15 protein-coding genes and 1 pseudogene are annotated in these 15,174 nt (G+C 49.8%); 11 read left to right on the plus strand and 5 right to left on the minus strand.

The window, feature by feature from the left end; genetic code table 11:
- Positions 1-30: 30 nt before the first annotated feature.
- Positions 31-342 (minus strand): (2Fe-2S) ferredoxin domain-containing protein, encoded by a 312-nt coding sequence (locus A3844_RS25350; protein WP_074083158.1) that lies wholly within the window; start codon positions 340-342, stop codon positions 31-33.
- A gap of 349 nt (positions 343-691) precedes the next feature.
- Between A3844_RS25350 and A3844_RS25355 the strand changes: the two genes are divergently transcribed.
- From A3844_RS25355 to A3844_RS25395, 8 genes and pseudogenes are all read left to right on the plus strand, one after another.
- Positions 692-1,408 carry a general stress protein gene (locus A3844_RS25355; RefSeq protein WP_074083159.1) on the plus strand — a complete coding sequence of 239 codons (717 nt, stop codon included), beginning with the start codon at positions 692-694 and terminating at the stop codon, positions 1,406-1,408.
- A gap of 620 nt (positions 1,409-2,028) precedes the next feature.
- Complete coding sequence (locus tag A3844_RS25365) at positions 2,029-2,550, plus strand: MarR family transcriptional regulator (protein WP_074101126.1); 522 nt, start codon at positions 2,029-2,031, stop codon at positions 2,548-2,550.
- Positions 2,531-3,310 (plus strand): Fe-S cluster assembly ATPase SufC, encoded by a 780-nt coding sequence (sufC, locus tag A3844_RS25370; protein WP_074108817.1) that lies wholly within the window; start codon positions 2,531-2,533, stop codon positions 3,308-3,310. The genes A3844_RS25365 and sufC overlap by 20 nt, the downstream gene beginning before the upstream one ends.
- Before the next feature lie 23 nt (positions 3,311-3,333).
- Positions 3,334-4,641, plus strand: a complete 1,308-nt coding sequence (gene sufD / locus A3844_RS25375) for a Fe-S cluster assembly protein SufD (RefSeq protein ID WP_425270624.1) — start codon at positions 3,334-3,336, stop codon at positions 4,639-4,641.
- A 53-nt stretch (positions 4,642-4,694) separates the two neighbouring features.
- On the plus strand, positions 4,695-6,092 hold the full coding sequence (gene sufB, locus A3844_RS25380; protein WP_074101128.1) for a Fe-S cluster assembly protein SufB: 1,398 nt from the start codon (positions 4,695-4,697) through the stop codon (positions 6,090-6,092).
- Between the two features lie 28 nt (positions 6,093-6,120).
- Positions 6,121-6,348 carry a hypothetical protein gene (locus tag A3844_RS25385; protein WP_074083164.1) on the plus strand — a complete coding sequence of 76 codons (228 nt, stop codon included), beginning with the start codon at positions 6,121-6,123 and terminating at the stop codon, positions 6,346-6,348.
- A 32-nt stretch (positions 6,349-6,380) separates the two neighbouring features.
- Complete coding sequence (locus A3844_RS25390) at positions 6,381-6,620, plus strand: NifU family protein (RefSeq protein WP_074083165.1); 240 nt, start codon at positions 6,381-6,383, stop codon at positions 6,618-6,620.
- 24 nt (positions 6,621-6,644) lie between these two features.
- Positions 6,645-6,827 (plus strand): annotated as a pseudogene (locus A3844_RS25395) (transposase); the annotation flags it as partial.
- 327 nt (positions 6,828-7,154) lie between these two features.
- Here A3844_RS25395 and glpX read toward each other — a convergent pair.
- The 4 genes from glpX to A3844_RS25415 all read right to left on the minus strand — a co-directional run bounded on the left by glpX (position 7,155) and on the right by A3844_RS25415 (position 11,263).
- Positions 7,155-8,150: a class II fructose-bisphosphatase gene (gene glpX, locus A3844_RS25400; protein ID WP_074108820.1), complete on the minus strand. Its 996-nt coding sequence runs from the start codon at positions 8,148-8,150 to the stop codon at positions 7,155-7,157.
- 54 nt (positions 8,151-8,204) lie between these two features.
- Positions 8,205-9,017, minus strand: a complete 813-nt coding sequence (locus tag A3844_RS25405; protein WP_074083168.1) for a pyruvate, water dikinase regulatory protein — start codon at positions 9,015-9,017, stop codon at positions 8,205-8,207.
- Positions 9,018-9,034: 17 nt separating this feature from the next.
- Positions 9,035-9,679: a helix-turn-helix transcriptional regulator gene (locus tag A3844_RS25410; protein ID WP_074101131.1), complete on the minus strand. Its 645-nt coding sequence runs from the start codon at positions 9,677-9,679 to the stop codon at positions 9,035-9,037.
- Positions 9,680-10,303: 624 nt separating this feature from the next.
- Positions 10,304-11,263: a DMT family transporter gene (locus A3844_RS25415; protein WP_074108821.1), complete on the minus strand. Its 960-nt coding sequence runs from the start codon at positions 11,261-11,263 to the stop codon at positions 10,304-10,306.
- A 201-nt stretch (positions 11,264-11,464) separates the two neighbouring features.
- Here A3844_RS25415 and A3844_RS25420 point away from each other — a divergent pair, with 201 nt between their 5' ends.
- From A3844_RS25420 to A3844_RS25430, 3 genes are all read left to right on the plus strand, one after another.
- Complete coding sequence (locus A3844_RS25420) at positions 11,465-12,886, plus strand: aminotransferase-like domain-containing protein (protein ID WP_074108822.1); 1,422 nt, start codon at positions 11,465-11,467, stop codon at positions 12,884-12,886.
- Between the two features lie 164 nt (positions 12,887-13,050).
- Positions 13,051-14,319 (plus strand): alkaline phosphatase, encoded by a 1,269-nt coding sequence (locus tag A3844_RS25425; RefSeq protein WP_074101134.1) that lies wholly within the window; start codon positions 13,051-13,053, stop codon positions 14,317-14,319.
- A gap of 228 nt (positions 14,320-14,547) precedes the next feature.
- Positions 14,548-15,099, plus strand: coding sequence for a hypothetical protein (locus A3844_RS25430; protein ID WP_074083174.1), 552 nt, complete (start codon positions 14,548-14,550; stop codon positions 15,097-15,099).
- The last annotated feature ends 75 nt before the right edge of the window (positions 15,100-15,174 follow it).

Below are 15,174 nucleotides of genomic sequence, written 5' to 3' on the forward strand. Positions count from 1 at the left end.
GAAAAACAGCCAGCCCGGTGTGAACCGGAATCAGGCTTCCATTTTGAGCATTACCAGTTCTTCGACCGGCTCGCCGTTCACGAGATGCTCCTCTACAATACGCGCCACATCATCCGTAGTCACATTGTAATACCAGATGCCGTCGGGATAGACGATAACAAAAGGCCCGTTGCCGCAAAGGCCGAGACAGCTGGTTTTGTTGATTTTGACGGTTTTGTTAATCCCTTTTTCCACGAGCTGTTCCTTGAATTCCTGCATGACCTCTTCCACATCCTGATTATTGCAGTGCTCGCTGCAGCAGAAGAGCAGGTGCTTCTTCAGCACCTTGAGTCGCATATTCATCCTACGCCTCCTTGGTTGTGTGAAAATAGTTGACCCTATCTTACGAGGAGTATAGACCCTTTTGCATCATCTGTAATCGGGTAACGGTCAAAGTTCCCAAAGGCTTAACAAATGCCCTGAAACCAGGATATTCACGTTAGATTATCTAACCCGAATTCTATAAATTTGATGAAAATGTGTCTAGTTTTCTATTTCCCGAATGATTTCCTGTTTCATAAATTGTTTTGTGGATTCAGCGTGAAAAGGGATATTCTACAGTTTCGGCACCGGCTGTTTGGTTAAGTAAGAGGTGTGAAACAAGCTGCATCATCAATGGACACCCAAAACATGCTATCAGGAGGGAATCGTTATGAATAAGAAAATTGTAGGTGTATTTTATACCGAACATGAGGCTTCGCAGGCTATTGAGGAGTTAAAAGGCCGCGGATTTATGACAGAGGATATCTCAGTGATTGCACGGAACAAACAGGATGTCGAAACTATCAATAATGAAACGGGTACCAAAGCGCCTGAGGGAATGGCTTCAGGGGCGGCAACCGGCGGTGTGCTGGGAGGTGTGACCGGACTTCTGGCAGGTATCGGAGCACTGGCGATTCCAGGGATTGGCCCTATTCTTGCGGCGGGACCCATTGCGGCTACGCTGGCGGGAGCTGCGGTGGGAGCGGGAACTGGCGGACTTGTCGGCGGACTGATTGGACTCGGCATACCGGAGGATGAAGCACAGAGCTACGACAACTATGTGGACGAGGGCCGGATTCTTGTCATGGTGGATGCGGACAGCTCCCGGGCCAATGATGTATATTCCGTGCTCCGCAATCATAACTCCGCCAATTCCGACCGTTATGTAGATGAAGCGATTCCTGAAAGTGAGGCTGCGGCCAGCGCCCGTTATTCAGTCAGTGACACTGTAGATGCCGCATTCAACGGCTCTGGTCTGGAGGGACGCGAGGATACTGGGCTGGACACGATGAATTCAGAGCGAAACAGAGAAGAGGAAGAACGCAGGCAGCGCCATCTCCGCCAAGATGAGCTGAATGCTTCCAACAGGCAGAATACGAACCGGTAAAGTGTAAGTTAACAGGTATAGTGGTGTATGACTTAATATATTTTCCATACAAGAAGGGTATCTCAGGTCCAGCCGGACCATGGGATACCCTTCTTGTATGGAGTGAATCAACGGATTGTGATGGGACCAGAATACTAAACCAGATCTCAATTTCGTTTAGCCATGAACAGTGTTTAGGCGTATACACAAACCGAATGTGGTGGCTGGAATCTGCTAAAAATCGTGCACGGCTGGTTTTGGTGGCCAGAATGCCATGCTTTCCCTTTTGATCGAGAGGTTCGTCCAGATGACCACAATCTGGCCGGTCGCCTCTTCCTCTTCATAGGCAATCGCAACGATTTACGACTTGTTGCTTCGTTACACCGGAGCGAAACGGATAAATCCCGGATAATGGAGATGAGACCCAACTGATCGGAACGCAGAATGAAGCTGATGACAATGACAACGAACCAATGAAAAGCGTCTCCAGAATTGCGTCATACTGAACATAATTGATATTGATAATCATTATCAGTTATGTTAATATAGTTTTGTTCACATGTGAACAAAAAAGAATTGCAATATATTGCTGACACTGCACCTTGGTCTGCAACTACTACAAGAGAGGGGAGATTGCAAAATTGGAGTTTCAAAATCATTTTAAAGGTCATCTTTACGAGCAATATATAAGAATGCTGCATCTGAACGAGTTGTATACCGAACAAGAATTTAATTCGTTTCGGCAACAGGCCAGAAAGTACCAGATTGACATGCTCTCCAACAATATTACTAGTGTACACGTTATTGATTGCATTGGTGATTATGAACCGATCAATCATACCGGGATTGTGGAGAAGATGGGGTTGTCCAAAGCTGGCATTACTAAAATTAGTTCAAAGCTGCTGGAAATGGGCTTCATTATGAGAAGTCAACTGAACAACAATCGTAAGGAGATTTACTTTAGTTTAACGGATAAGGGAAGACACGTTTATCATTTGCATAAGGAGCTGCACAAAGAAAAAGAAGAAAGGTTTTACCAATTCATGGAATCCTATTCAGAGGTTGAACTGCAGACTATTGGAAAATTTATGAGTGATTTGGTGGCGCGTGCCGAAGAATACTCCGAAGGGAAGTTTACGATAAATGACGACATTAAAGATTGAGGAATTAAGATCCGAGATTGAAGGGAAAGAAATTTTAAAAGGGCTCACACTGGAGATTCAGGGCGGAGAGATTCATGCGATTATGGGGCCTAACGGGACGGGGAAAAGTACGTTGGCTTCTGCGTTAATGGGCCATCCAAAATATGAGGTTACCGGCGGCAAGGTGACATTGGACGATGAAGACCTTCTGGAGATGGAGGTGGATGAGCGTGCCCGGGCAGGCTTGTTCCTCGCTATGCAATACCCAAGTGAAATTGCCGGCGTAACGAACTCGGACTTTCTCAGAAGTGCCATCAATGCACGGCGTGAAGAGGGCCAGGAGATATCATTAATCCGTTTCATCCGTGAATTGGAGAACAAAATGAAGGGGCTAGAGATGAACCCGGAATTCGCGCATCGTTATTTGAATGAGGGATTTTCGGGCGGTGAAAAAAAGCGGAATGAGATTTTGCAAATGATGCTGCTTGAACCCAAGTTTGTGATTTTGGATGAAGTAGATTCCGGGCTTGATATTGATGCACTGCGTATTGTAGCCAATGGTGTAAATGAGCTGCGCAGTCCAGACAGAGGATTTATCATCATTACCCATTATCAGCGCCTGCTGAACTATATTACCCCGGATTTTGTGCATGTCATGATGCAAGGCCGGATTGTCAAATCTGGCGGCCCGGAGCTTGCACACCGTTTAGAGGCAGAAGGGTACGATTGGGTAAAAGAGGAGCTTGGGATTACGGATGAGACGGTAGGCGGGGAAGTATGAAAGCTGAAGAGGAGGAAAAGCAAGTGGGTATACAAGCAAAAATTTCAATGAATGCGAACGCTTTATGCGCTTGGTCAAGTGCTAAGGATGAACCTCGTTGGTTGCTTGAACACCGGATTCGGGCACTCGAGCTGGCAGGGACGCTGGAGCTGCCTAAAGTGGAGAAAATCAAGCTTGAAAAATGGGATATCTACGAAAGTGGTGATTACAAAGCTGAGAATGCGTGGTCAGGTTTGGAAGATGCGCCGGAGGTTGTTCGAGGTTTGGTTGCCTCTCCGGTGGAAGGCGGACTCATCGTTCAGATCAATTCGGATGTAGTGTACACAGAATTGTCGGCTGATTTAGCCGCCCAGGGAGTAATTTTAACGGACCTGCATACTGCGGCAAAAGAGCATGAGGAGTTGGTTCAACGTTATCTCTTTCAGGCTGTGAAGCCGGAAGAACACAGATTGTCTGCTGTGCACAGTGCCTTATGGAGTGGTGGCGTTTTTCTATATGTCCCAGACGGTATAGAGGTTGAAGTTCCCATTCAAGCGATCTTTTATAGCGATACGAGCGGGGCGCTTTTTGCTCCTCACATCTTGATTGTGACTGGGAACAACAGCAAGATCAGCTATGTGGATCATTGTATATCGAGAAGAGATGATATCAAGGTTTTGCATAATGGTGTGGTAGAGGTGTTTGCAGGGGCAGGCTCCAAGGTGCAGGTCGCTTCTGTTCATCAGCTTGCTGCAGCAACAACGGACTTCACCCAGCGGCGTGCGGTTGTTCTTGCGGATGGCGGTATAGAATGGATTGTCGGCGAGATGAATAATGGCTATACCGCCAGTGATACCAAGACATTACTCCAGGGCAACGGGTCCATCTCTGACGCTAAGGTGATTGCGGTAGGCTCTGGGGACCAGAAATTAAGTTATACTACGCAAGCCCAGCATTTTGGCAGAAGCTCGGTGAGCCAAATGATCACACGCGCAGTAATGCGTGAAGAAGCTATGGCCATTATCAACGGGATTACAAAAATTGAAAAAGGTGCAACCCATTGTGATGGTCAGCAAACAGAACGTGTACTGATGTTAAGTCCAAATGCGCGCGGTGATGCCAATCCGATCCTGCTGATCGATGAGGATGATGTAACCGCCGGTCATGCTGCATCCGTGGGGCAAGTAAATGCGGAACAAATCTATTATCTGATGTCGCGCGGGATCTCACGGAGTGAATCCGAATATCTTGTTATTTTCGGATTCCTCGCTCCTGTCATTTCGGAGATTCCGCTGGAGGGAGTGCGTAGCCGCCTGCAGGATGTAGTGGAGAAAAAGCTTGGCAGATCATAGGCAATCAGAGCCAATCAAAGTGAGGCTTATGAAGGTTAAAAGGAGCGATACTAATGGCTAAAAAAGCGCCGGATATGGGTGAATATAAATATGGGTTTCGCGATGAGCACCAGTCTATTTTTCAATCTGGAAAAGGTCTGACTGAAGAGATTGTCCGGGAAATTTCCCGGATCAAGGAAGAGCCGGAGTGGATGCTCGATTTTCGGCTGAAAGCTTTGAAGCAATTCTACAAAATGCCGATGCCCAAGTGGGGAGCGGATCTGTCCGGACTAAATCTTGATAACATCCAATATTACGTTCGCCCTTCTGAGAAACAGGGGAAGACCTGGGAGGAGGTTCCCTCCGAGATTAAAGCAACCTTTGACAAGCTGGGGATTCCTGAAGCGGAGCAAAAGTTTCTGGCGGGTGTATCCGCTCAATACGAGTCGGAAGTAGTCTATCACAGTATGCGGAAGGAACTGGAGGATCAGGGCGTTGTTTTCCTTGATACAGATACTGCTTTAAAGCAATATCCTGAAGTGTTCAAGCAACATTTTGGAACGATCATCCCGCCCTCCGACAATAAATTTGCTGCGCTTAACAGCGCGGTTTGGTCAGGCGGCAGCTTTGTATACATCCCGAGAGGTGTGCAGTGTGAGGTTCCGATCCAAGGATACTTCCGGATTAATTCTGAAAATATGGGACAATTCGAGCGGACATTAATTATTGCCGAAGAGGGTAGTTTTATCCATTATGTTGAAGGATGCACAGCACCTATTTATAGTACCAGTTCTCTGCATAGCGGAGTGATTGAAATTATTTGCCGCAAAGATTCCCGTGTCCGTTACACGACCATCCAGAATTGGGCTCCTAATATCTACAACCTGGTAACCCAAAGGGCTGTAGCAGAGGAAAATGCCACAATGGAATGGGTGGACGGCAACATCGGCTCTAAGGTAACCATGAAGTATCCGGCTGTAATCTTGAAAGGAAGGGGAGCCAAGGGGTCCATCCTGTCTATTGCCGTAGCCGGTAAAGATCAGCATCAAGATGCCGGCGCGAAGGTAATTCATCTTGCTCCCGAGACAACATCTACGATTATATCCAAATCCATCAGCAAGCAGGGCGGCAAAGTAAACTACAGGGGATTGTCGAGCTTCAGCCGCAATTCTGCAGGGTCCAAGTCCAATATTAAGTGTGATACGTTGATTTTGGATAACCAGTCAACCTCAGATACGATTCCGTACAATGAAGTTAAAAACGATCAGATTACTTTGGAGCATGAGGCAACAGTATCCAAAGTGTCCGAGGAACAATTGTTTTACTTAATGAGCCGCGGGCTTACAGAACAAGATGCCACACAAATGATTGTAATGGGCTTTATTGAGCCGTTTACCAAAGAATTGCCGATGGAATATGCCGTTGAAATGAATCGGCTGATTCAATTTGAAATGGAAGGAAGCATCGGTTGATTCATTAAGGAAGTACGAGGTGTTAGTAATGAAGAAAAAGAATTCGGACAATACAGAACTAGCTCAAATTACCCGAGAGATACGGAAACTTCAGTTCTACTTCAACATGCTGTCAGGATTGAGCGCAAGTTGTGGTGTGATGATACCTTTAGATTCTGTATATACGGCTATAAGGGAACTTTCGGATCAAGAGGCCATTCTTAGGCAAAAAGCAAAGGATCACTCAGACTATCTAGGTGAAAAAGGCTTAAATTGACTGTTGGGAAAACAATGAGAGGAGCTGACATAATGGAGGAGAATGGAATTTTATTCGATGAAGTATCGGAGGTGCTTCTCAAACTACGTCCTTTCTTACTGCGTGACGGTGGAGATGCTGAACTCGTCGAAGTTGAGAACGGTATAGCCAAATTAAGATTTTTGGGAGCTTGCAACGGTTGCCCAAGTGCTACGATTACGCTAAAGGTTGCTATTGAGCGCGCAATTCTTGAGGAAATCGATGAGATTAAAGAAGTTGTACAAGTTTTTTAAACTTCTTTTAACAGAGACGAATTAACAGTGCAGATGGAGGTCATCAATCTCGTCATAGGGATTAACCAGCTCGGCCATCGGGAGATACTCGGATTTTACGTGGAAGGCCATGAGAGTTCAAACGGTTGGCGTGAGGTCCCAGAAGACCTGTATCACCGTGGAGCGACGGAGGTATGGGTAGGCATCTTTGACGCTCCTCCTCCGCTGCTGCCGCCGATTTTTGGGGTTTTTCACTGTATGCTCAGAGGGTCTAATTATCTCTACCTCTGAGCATAAATCCCCGTAGTCAATCCCCTCTATACCATCCTCCAGACAGGCTAGTACATCACAGTTGAAACAAACCCTTCATTTAGGCACAGAGGGGCTTCCCTTCCGGGTCGTCCCCATCGACGACGCCACAATCTGGCCGGTCGCCACGTCAAAACCGGGAATGAGGCTAAGCGTGTAAGAGTTTTCTTCATACTATCTCTTACACATTTTAGGAGCTAGTGAATTGCTGGGATTTTTCAGCTACGTTGTACTAGACGACATCAATTAGATGAGAGCCGCATTTTGCCGGCTGGTGGCCACCTGCGGAATATCCTTGCCAGGCAGGAAGTGTATGCTGCGGATATAACGGATGGTGCGGCTCTGCGCCCGCATAATGACGGAATGGGTCTCGGCACGCTCCTTGCCGATGAAGCGGACTCCGTTAAGGAATTCGCCGGAGGTTACACCGGTCGCCGCGAAGATGACATCTCCCGTACCAACCATATCCTCCATCGAGAGCACGCGTGTCGGGTTCTCAATACCCATTAAGAGGCAGCGCTGCATCTCGAAGGGACCGTCCGGCAGCAGCTTGCCTTGCAGCTCCCCGCCGAGGCATTTCAGTGCGGCAGCAGCCAGCACGCCTTCCGGTGCTCCGCCGGAGCCCATGTACAGATCGACATCGCTGTCCGGCAGTGCTGCCGCGATAGCTCCAGCGACATCGCCGTGGCCGATCAGCTTGACGCGCACGCCCAGCCCGCGCAGGGTGGCGATCAGCTTCTCGTGCCGCTTGCGGTCAAGGACCATTACCGTCAGCTCGGAGAGCGCTTTGCCGGTGATGAGGCTGGCTTTGCGCAATGTGACTTCGGCCGGTTCTTCTAGGCTGAGCCTGCCGGCGAGCTCGGGACCGCAGGCCAGCTTCTCCATATAGATGTCAGGCGCATGCAGCAGGCTGCCCCGGTCGGCGATGGCAATCACGGATTGGGCATTGTGAAGCCCGCAGGCTACTACCTCCGTGCCTTCCAGAGGATCTACGGCTACATCAACGGAGGGACCGGTACGGTTCCCGACCTGCTCGCCGATGTAGAGCATCGGAGCTTCGTCCATCTCACCCTCCCCAATGACCACAGTCCCATCAATGGAGACGGAATCAAACATGGAACGGATGGCGGTTGTAGCCGCATCATCCGCAGCATTTTTATCGCCTCTTCCGATCCAGCGGGCTGAGGATAAAGCGCCCAATTCAGTTACCCGTACAATTTCCAGTGCCAATTCGCGTTCCATATGATTTCCCTCCAGTATAATATTTGTATAGGTTCAAGCCTGAATCAGCAAAGCTTACGGAGAATCGGTAATATAGCCCATAATAATACCTGCTGTTTCTTCAATCGCCTTGTTTGTAATATCAATAACAGGACAGCCCAGCTTGCCGAACAGCAAGGCAGCGTATTCCATCTCTTCAGTAATGCGCTCCAGGCTGGCATATTGCGAACCTGCCGGAAGTCCAAGCTGCTTCAGACGTTCGGAGCGGATCTTCAGCATATACTCGGGCTTCATCGTAAGCCCGATGAGCCGGTTCGGCGGCAGGCTCATCAGCTGCTGCGGCGGGCCGATTTCGGGAACGATCGGGTAGTTCACGACCTTTTTGCCCCGGTGAGCAAGAAAGATACTGAGCGGGGTTTTGGAGGTGCGTGACATGCCCAGCAGTACAATATCCGCCTTTAGCATCGCGCCAAGATCGCGTCCGTCGTCACAGGCCACGGTGAATTCAATCGCCTCGATCCGGCGAAAGTAATCCTCGTCGAGCTGGTGAAGCAGCCCGGGCCGGGCCTGGGGCGCATCATCAAAGGTATCAATGAAGGCTTGCATCATCGGGCCCATGATATCTACAATCCGCAGGTCGAGGCGCACCGCTTCTTCACGGATCATCTCCCGCAGCTCCGGTTGGACCAGCGTGTAGGCGACAAAGCCCTGAAGCTGAGCGGTCTCCTCCATCAGCTTCCTGAGCTCGTCTTCATGTCTTACGTTGCCGTATCTTCTGATCGTGACACGCTGATTCTGGAATTGGTGGATAACAGCCTGCACGACAGCCTCCGCTGTATCCCCAATAGAATCTGAGCATATCGTTATGAAATGTGAGGATGGCTCCATGCTTTTGATTCCCCCCGTTATCCTTTGGCTTCTAGATCGAGGAGTAGTTTGACAATAGAAGTTTTCGTCAGCCGTCCGACAACGTCGAGTTTCGGGCCGCTTTCTTCCACAATACCGGGGATGACCACCGGCAAACTGTCCACCTCGTGAAAAATCATTTTTTGTGCGGCATCAAGCACCGTATCCTCGGGAGAAACGGTCACGACCTTGGGCTGGCGGGTCATTACCATGCTTACGGGCATGGACACTGCTCCGGGATTGCCCAGCGTAACCTTCAAGAAATCCTTGCGCGAGGCCACCCCGGTCAGCTTGCCGTCCCCGTCGCAGATAATCAGCGTGCCGACATCCTGCAGAAACAGTGTGACTACAGCATCCTGAATCGTTGTTGTCTCGCGGATAATAATCGGGATGCTCTGAATATCCTTGACCTTGGTTTCTTTCAGCAAATAGCTGCCGCTGAGGCGCTGCGAGGTTTTTTTGCCGGGAAAATAACCTACCTTGGGTTTCGCGTCAATGTACTCCAGCATGACAAGCACGGACAAATCCGAGCGGATCGTCGGCTTGCTGAGGTTGAGATGCTCCGCAATTTGCTCGGCGGTGATAGGTGCTCTTTTTTTGACGATTTCAATAATTTGCAGTTGACGGGATGTCAGTTCGATCACAGGTTCCCTCCACTTTCCGGATACATTCAGGTGTTCCTTAACAGAAAAGGAGCACCAATAATCGATTCCCCCTTCCATTCTTACGTCCTATTAGAGTATTAAGCCCTTAACTTGCTTATATAATACGCAATAATGATCATTAATGCAATATATAATACGTCATATATATTTTCGGCAGAAGATATTCTAGAGTTATAGAACGTGAACTTCAGTATTTCGGGCTCTTCCTTGAGGAGTACATTGTTGTTCAAGGCGATTTCGCAAGGGTTGTTATCCATGCTCAAGTTAGCCATGTGTGTTGGCACTATTGGAAGTTAAGTTAGGGGAACAGTGCGTATGTTGGGTTAGGCTAGTATGTACGTGTATTGGATTAGCATAGCATGTGCAAGCGTTGAGTTAATGAGAGATATGAGTACTGGTTAGTCCCTCCATATCTCTCGTTTATTCAGCTACCGTTCCAATGCAGATGGACTAAATGTTGCGGACTCAGAAACGTCATTGTCCGCGCCATCCCCGGCCTGTCCCGGCCGGCGTGCCGTTCTCCGCCGTGTGCCCCGACTCCCGCTCAGCAACGCACCCGGCCCACCTGGCACAGCGGCTTACGCCACCCTGGGCCGGCCGTTCTTACAGAATCTGCTTCCGCGGATAAGCCTCTCCTGCCACTGGGTGCACCAGCGGGGTGCTGCGCTTCGGCTTGAACAGCAGTTGCTTAAGCGCACCTGCATTTACGAGCACAGTGCCGGCGATGATGGTGAATACGCCGATGAGGGTGATCCAGGTTACAGCTTCCCCGTAGAAGAGGAAGCCTACACCGACCGCGATCGGCGGGGAGATATACAGCCAGGTGGACGGAAAGACAGGATTGGTTTTCGCCACCAGCCAGTAGAACAGCGTATGGCCGACCATGGAGCCGATTACGGTCAGGTAGAGCAGAGAACCGGCTGTATGGAAGGACAGCAGCACCTCAGGATGTACTTTTTCCGTGAACAGGGACAGGAGGAACAGCAGCGCGCCGCCGTACATCATCTGCGCTGCATTCAGGGCAACGGGCGATTCGCCGGAGAAGGTGCTGGTTACTTTTTTGGAGTAGATGGCTCCCGCCGCGTAGCAGATTTCTCCGATCAGCACCACAGCGCAACCGGTGACCCACAGGGGAGAAACCTCAATGGCAAGGCTGGGCAGCACAAGCAGCAGTACGCCAGCGAAGCCGATAATGCAGCCGATCAGCGAATAGGAAGGCGCTTTTTGCCGGAGAACAGCGGTCTGCATCAGCAGAATCATCATCGGACCGGTTGCGGACAGCACAGCAGCAAGCCCTGAGGAGACATATTGCTCGGCCCAGTACAGTGCGGAAAAGGTTCCGAAGGTTAGTGCAGCGCCGGTGAACAACATCTCTTTGCGCAGGAGCAGGGCGAAGCTGGCTTTGCCTTTCCAGGCCATAAAGAGGAAGAGTACAGCACCTGCAACGAAAAAGCGCAAACCCGCCGAGAAGAACGGAGGTGTACCGGCGTCCACGCCGATTTTTATAGCCAGGAAGGTCGTGCCGAAGATCAGACAGACGAGCGAGTAAGCAAACATAATCATGTTTCAGTTCCCCTTTGTGATGGTAGTGTGGCAGTTGGCTCAAGTGTTCGATTCATCATACCGGAAACTGGACAGAACAGATTGCAGACAATAGAACAGATAGGAGGCGGAATATTGTACAATAAGGCTAAGAGAAGTTAACTATAGGTGGTTATGGACTTAGCTATTGACAGAGTCATCTGGTAAAGGAGCGGCAGACTGATGAAAAAGGTGGCAGGAGCAGAGCAGAACTCCCCATTGTTTCGCCAGGTGTATCAATACATGTACAACCGGATGGAACGCGGAGAATGGAAGGCGCATGACAAGCTGCCGTCGATCCGGCTGCTGGCTGAGGAACTGAAGGTTCACAGGCTTACGGTATTCAAGGCCTACAGGGAGCTGACGGAAGACGGCAAGGTGTATGTAAAAGACAAATCCGGCTATTATATGTCACCGGTCAGCAGTTTGGCGGAAGAAGCGGCAGAGGGTGCGGCGGTATCCGCCTATATGCTGGCGAACCCGATGTCCGATATTCAGCGGATACCGGTCAGCTACCAGTTCTCACAGGCGCTGATTGATCCTGGACTGCTGCCCAACCTGTTCCTGTCCGAATACGTCAAAAAAGTGTTCGATCTCTATCCGAAGGTCATGGGAACGTACTCTTCAGTCCAGGGAGACGAGGAACTACGGGATATGCTTAGCCGCCATTTCCGGGAGAAGCACAAGCTGCAGTTGTCACCGGGTGAACTGCTGGTAACTTCGGGTGCTCAGCAGGCGATTAATCTGATCGCGGGCGTTGTGCTGGGGCCGATGGATGCGGTGCTGGTGGAGCGGCCGACGTATAGCGCGGCGATGGATATTTTCCGGCGTCTGGGAGCCCGGCTGGTACCGGTGGAGATTACTCCGGAGGGTTATGATCTACAGCAGGTCGAGGAACTGATGCGCAGGCACCGGCCAAGGATGTTCTATATGAATCCGACACATCACAATCCCACCGGTTATACGGTTCCGGCGCGGCAGCGCAAGCTACTGGTTGAGCTGGCGGAGCGCTACCGCTGTCTGCTCGTGGAGGATGATCCGTTCCGCGACATGTATTTCACGGAGGAGCCGCCGCCGCCGTTTTTTGCGTATGATACGGAAGGCTGGGTAATCTACATCAGCAGCTTCAGCAAATATGTCGCCCCAGGCTTGCGGATCTGCGCAGTTGGCTGCCGGTACCCGTTCATGGAACAGCTGATTACCGCCAAATCGCTGGCGGACAACGGCACGCCGATTTTGAATCAGAAAATCTTTCTGCACTACTACACCTCGCCGCGCCTGCAGCAGCATCTCGGGAAGCTGCGGATCGCACTCCAGGTGCATAAGGAGATTGTGGAGGAGGAGCTTGCCGCTACCGGATGGGAATGGACAACCCCGCAGGGCGGGCTTAATCTGTGGGTGAAGCTGCCGGAGTCTATTTCCGTACCTGAGCTGTTTGAGCGTTCTATGGAGCAGTCCATCTCCTTTGTCCCCGGTGAAATTCTTGATCCGCTGGGAGAGATGAAGTCCTGGCTGCGGCTGAGCTACTCCTTTGCCAGCGGAGGTGTGCTGCGCGAAGGTATACGCCGTCTGGCGGCGCTTGCGCTTGGGCTGCAAAAGAGGTGACTACGTGCTCATGAAAGAGTATCCGGGTTCCGCAGGAGAATGAAGGAATTTTACAAAAAATGCATAGTTCTTGTGTTGTTTTACATTAATCGGGCGTTCATGAAATATCCCCTTAATATAATTGCTCTAGTATGAGGTAGTAATTAACCTTAAGGAGGGTATATATGAATTCTCAGAAAAAGAATAGATTCAAGACTGCATTAACTGTAACTGCAGCAGGGGCGCTTTTGGCTACGAGTGTAGTGGCTGCACAGTCTGCCAAACCGGCAGAGGCGGCTTCCGCAAAAACGAAGAATGTCATTCTTTTTGTCGGCGACGGCATGGGGACAGCAGCGCGTAATGCGATACGGCTGGCGACCGTAGGCGAAAATGGCAAATTGGCCATGGATGATATGCCCTACGCAGGGCTGGTACATACGAGCTCTACCGTACCGGTTACAGATTCAGCTGCATCCGCTACAGCATATGCCAGCGGGGTGAAGACATATAATGGCGCCATCGGCATGGATGCCAACAAAAAATCGGTTAAAACCATAGCAGAATACGCCAAAGATGCCGGTATGTCCACAGGTGTAGTAACCACCAGCCAAATTACGGATGCTACGGGCGCAGCTTTTGGCGCTCACGTGGAAGACCGCTCGAAACAAAGCGACATTGCACTGCAGCTCTTGACTAAGAGCAAAGTGGACGTTCTGCTCGGCGGCGGTGAGGATTTCTGGTATCCGGCTGGCGAAGCAGGCAAGTTCCCGGATGCTCCGGCTGAAGATCCTTCGGAGAAGAGCAAAGGAAGCCAGGGCAATCTGGTCACCAAAGCGAAACAGCTGGGTTACAACTATATATCGACCAAAGAAGGCTTGAAGCAGGCCAAAAACGGCAAGCTGCTCGGACTGTTCGCCAATGAGGAGATGTTTCAGCAGAATGAGGAAGGTAAAGGGGATATCTACAACCCTGTAGTCTCCCTGCCGGAAATGACCCAGAAAGCGATTGACACCCTGTCCGCTAACAAAAAAGGCTTTTTCCTGATGGTAGAGGAAGAAGGTACGGATGAATTTGCCCACAGAAACAATGCCAAGATGACGATTAAATCCGGCCAGGCTCTGGATGCATCTGTGCAGGTGGCCAAGAATTTTGCCAAAAAGAATCCGGACACGCTGGTGCTGGTGCTGGCTGACCATGAAACCGGAGGACTTTCCATCGAAGCGGTCGATGCAGAGGATGAAACAGGAGACGGTATCTCCAAAGAAGACGGTCCGTTCGCTATCGCCAATTCCAAGCAAAGCTTTGTAGTGGACTGGACAACCTCCGGCCATACGGCGGTGGATATTCCGGTTACAGCAATGGGGAAAAACGCCCAGCTCTTTACGGGAGTTTTTGAGAACACAGCCGTGTTCGAGAAGATGATGCAAGCCTATGGTTTTAAAGCGAAGAAATAGAACGTGAGAGGGAGCTAGTGCCTTTGTAATAGATAAGCTGGCCGGACTTTCGGCTGGCTTTTTCTATATATAAAGATTGTTATGTTTAAGCTAAGAAGCCTATCCGCTGCGTTTGGATTTGGTTCCATGTATTTACATTTTTCTAGTAACATTTGTAACTGACGGAATTGCTAGAAATTGATAAATATAGATTGTAAGCGTTTTAATCATAGGACTGGGGGAATGGTTGTGAAAAAGGTAACAAAATTATTGCTGGTAGCCGGTATCTCCTTGGCTGTTGTAGGCGTAGGAAACAGTGGCGCTCTGAACAATGTCTCTTCTGCTGCAAGCGCACCGCTTAAGGTTGGCCGGGTAGAAGCTGCTGCTCATGGCACGAAATGCTTCACTGTGGCAGTTGCCGTTGTCCAAAATGGTGTAATCGTAGCCGCTTCGCTGGACGATTATCAATTCCTGGGCTCCGATGTGGCAACGGGAGTGCCTAACTCGGACAAGGACTTCGGACAGAACTACAAAGATCCAGCAATGGTCCTGGCTTCCAAGAAAGCCAATGCCAAATATTATAGCGAACATATGAAAGAAGAAGCCAAATCTACGGTTTCTTATGACAAGAACATGGCTGCCATTGAGAAATATGCAACGGGCAAAACAATCAAGTCGCTGGAAGCTACACTGGCTGCAAAGAGCAAAGAGCAAATGGTTGACGCTGTAAGCGGAGCTACTCTTGTAGATACCCAAGGCTACCTGAAAGCTATTGTAGCTGCTGCTAAGGCTGCCAAGTAAGCCATTGATTTAATCATTTCAGGCACCAACTCCTTCACCGTTTCGGCTGTGAAGGAGTTTTTTGCGTTGTTTACT

Origin of the sequence: Paenibacillus helianthi (genome assembly GCF_001909055.1) — a bacterium.
Classification (GTDB): domain Bacteria; phylum Bacillota; class Bacilli; order Paenibacillales; family Paenibacillaceae; genus Paenibacillus_AQ; species Paenibacillus_AQ helianthi.